This is a genomic window from Sandarakinorhabdus sp. (genome assembly GCF_031422795.1).
Classification (GTDB): Bacteria; Pseudomonadota; Alphaproteobacteria; order Sphingomonadales; family Sphingomonadaceae; genus Sandarakinorhabdus.
In genome coordinates this window covers 1-2,757 of the sequence record NZ_JANPML010000357.1, presented here as the reverse complement: position 1 = coordinate 2,757, position 2,757 = coordinate 1, and the positions used below count along the sequence as shown (strand labels likewise).

The window sequence follows — 2,757 nt, the reverse complement described above, 5'->3', positions numbered from 1 at the left end:
CGCCTTCCGCCAGCGCTTTGAAGCCGGCGATCTGAAGGGCCGCGAGATCGAGATCGAGGTATCGGAAGCCCCGCCCAGTTTCGAGATGCCCGGCATGCAGCCCGGACAGGTCGGCATGATCAACCTTTCGGACATGATGGCCAAGGCGATGGGCGGCCGCCCGTCCAAGCGCCGCAAGCTGAAGGTGGGGGAAGCCTGGGACGCGCTGCTCGCCGAAGAATCGGACAAACGCCTTGATGACGAGGATATCCAGCGCGAAGCCGTGCGCAACGCCGAGGCCAACGGCATCGTGTTTCTGGACGAGGTCGACAAGATCGCGGTGAGCGACGTGCGCGGCGGCAGCGTGAGCCGCGAAGGCGTGCAGCGCGACCTGCTGCCGCTGATCGAAGGCACCACCGTCGCCACCAAATACGGCCCGGTAAAGACCGACCATGTGCTGTTCATCGCATCGGGTGCCTTCCACGTCGCCAAGCCATCCGATCTGCTGCCCGAACTGCAAGGCCGCCTGCCGATCCGCGTCGAACTCAAGGGCCTGACCGAGGATGATTTCCGCCGCATCCTGTCCGACACCGATGCCAGCCTGATCCGCCAATATGCCGCCCTGCTCGCCACCGAAGGCGTGACGCTGGCCATCACCGCCGACGGCATCGACGCCATCGCCCGCACCGCCGCCCAAGTGAACGAAAGCGTGGAAAACATCGGCGCCCGCCGCCTGCACACGGTGATGGAAAAACTGCTGGAATCGGTCAGCTTCGACGCCAGCGAACGCGGCGGCGACACGGTGACGGTGGACGCGGCCATGGTGACGCGCGAACTGGGCGACATTGCGGGGAACCGGGATTTGTCGCGGTATATCCTGTAAAGAGCCTCCGGCGGGCAGGGACGCAGTCCCTGCACCCGTTTGATTTCGAGCGCTCCTGTTCCACAAGAGCCCTTCGGCGCCGCAGGCAAGAATGGCATGCCTGCGGCGCTGTCTTGGCAACCCAGGCACCACCCAAAAACGCAAGCGGGTGCAGGGGCTCAGCCCCTGCCCGCCGGAGGCTTCCATTCCGCTTTGCCGCCGCCACGCCAGCCGCTAAAGCCACAGCAGCATCTGGGAGACGCGTCGTGAACCAATTCCGCCTGCTGGCGCTTGCCGCCACCGCCATCACGTCGCCGCTGGCCGCGCAGGAAATGCCGTTGGGGCGCTTGCCCGATACCGTAAAGCCGATCGCCTATCGCATCGATCTTACCGTTGATCCGGCCAAGACGAATTACACCGGCCATGTCGAGATTGACGCGCAGGTGAAGGCGCCGACGCGCACCATCTTCCTGCATGGGCTGGGGCTGAAGGTCGCCAAGGCCGAGGTCGTGGCCGGCGGCAAGCGGATGGTCGCGACCTACGCCGAAATTGATCCGTCTGGCGTGGCGCGGCTCGATCTGCCGGGCAATGTGCCAGCCGGCAAGGTGCAGCTGCGCTTTGATTACAGCACGGGTTTCCGCGAGGGGACGGAAGGCCTGTTCCGCGCACAGGTGGGCGGCGACTGGTATGCGTGGACGCAGATGGCACCGCTCGATGCCCGCCGGATGTTCCCCGGTTTCGACGAACCGGGCTTCAAAGTACCGTTCACCGTGTCGCTCACCGTGCCCGCCCGTCTGAAGGCCTTTGCCAACACGCCGGAAATCGCGGTGACGACAAAGGCCGGCTGGGCCACCCACAAATTCGCCCTTTCAAAGCCGTTGCCCACCTATCTGGTGGCAGTGGGCGTGGGTGATTTCGATGTGCGCGAAACCACGATCCCGGCCAATGCGGTGCGCGGGCGCCCGTTGGCGTTCCGGGTGATCGCCACCAAGGGCCAGGCGCCGCGCATGGCGACGGCGCTGGCGGAAACGCCGAAGATCGTCGGCATTTTGGAAGATTATTTCGGCATCGCCTATCCGTATGAAAAACTGGATTTCATCGCCTCGCCGGTGATGGGCGGCGCCATGGAAAATGCCGGGCTGATCCTGTTTCAGGACACGCTGATCCTGCTGGGCGACACGCCGCCGCCATCGCAGTTGCGCCGTTTCGGCATATTGGCTGCGCATGAAGTGGCGCACCAATGGTTCGGCGATCTGGTCACGCCAAGCTGGTGGACCGACATCTGGCTGAACGAGAGTTTCGCCGAATGGATGGGCAACAAGGCCGCCCAGCGCTGGAATGGGAATCTGGATATTGCGGCTGGCGAAGTGGCTAAAGCCTTTGAGGCGATGGACACCGATTCGCTGGGCCGCGGCCGCCCGATCCGCCAGGAAATCGCTCGCAATGACCAGGTGATGAGCGCCTTTGATTCGATCACCTATCTTAAAGGCGCGCAAACCGTTTCGATGTTCGAAGGTTTTGTGGGCGAAGAGAGTTTCCGCAAGGGCGTTCAGCTCCATCTGAAACGCTATGCCTTCAAGAACGCTACGGCCGAAGACTTCTTTGGCAGCGTCGCTGAAGCCAGCGGCAACCCCGATTTGGTGCCGGCGCTGCGCAGCTTTACGGATCAGACCGGCGCGCCGCTGGTGACCGTGCGCGACAGCGCAACCGGCATCAGTCTTTCGCAATCGCGCTATGTGCCACTGGGCGTCGCCACCGATCGCATGCTGCGGCGTTGGCAAATCCCGGTGTGCCTGTCGCGCGGAGACGCAAAAAGCTGCACACTGCTGAAGGACGGCAGCGCCACCTTGCCCCCGCTGGCTGGAAGCGGCGCGTTGATGCCCAATGCCAATGGCGCTGGCTATTTCCGTTTCAGC

2 protein-coding genes are annotated in these 2,757 nt (G+C 63.8%); both read left to right on the top strand.

Annotated elements, in window-relative coordinates; translation table 11 throughout:
• Positions 1-862 (top strand): AAA family ATPase (locus tag RMO81_RS12460; RefSeq protein ID WP_310476214.1); only part of this gene is annotated, 862 nt, incomplete at its 5' end.
• Between the two features lie 245 nt (positions 863-1,107).
• On the top strand, positions 1,108-2,757 hold a 1,650-nt coding region (locus RMO81_RS12455), incomplete at its 3' end, for a M1 family metallopeptidase (protein WP_310476213.1).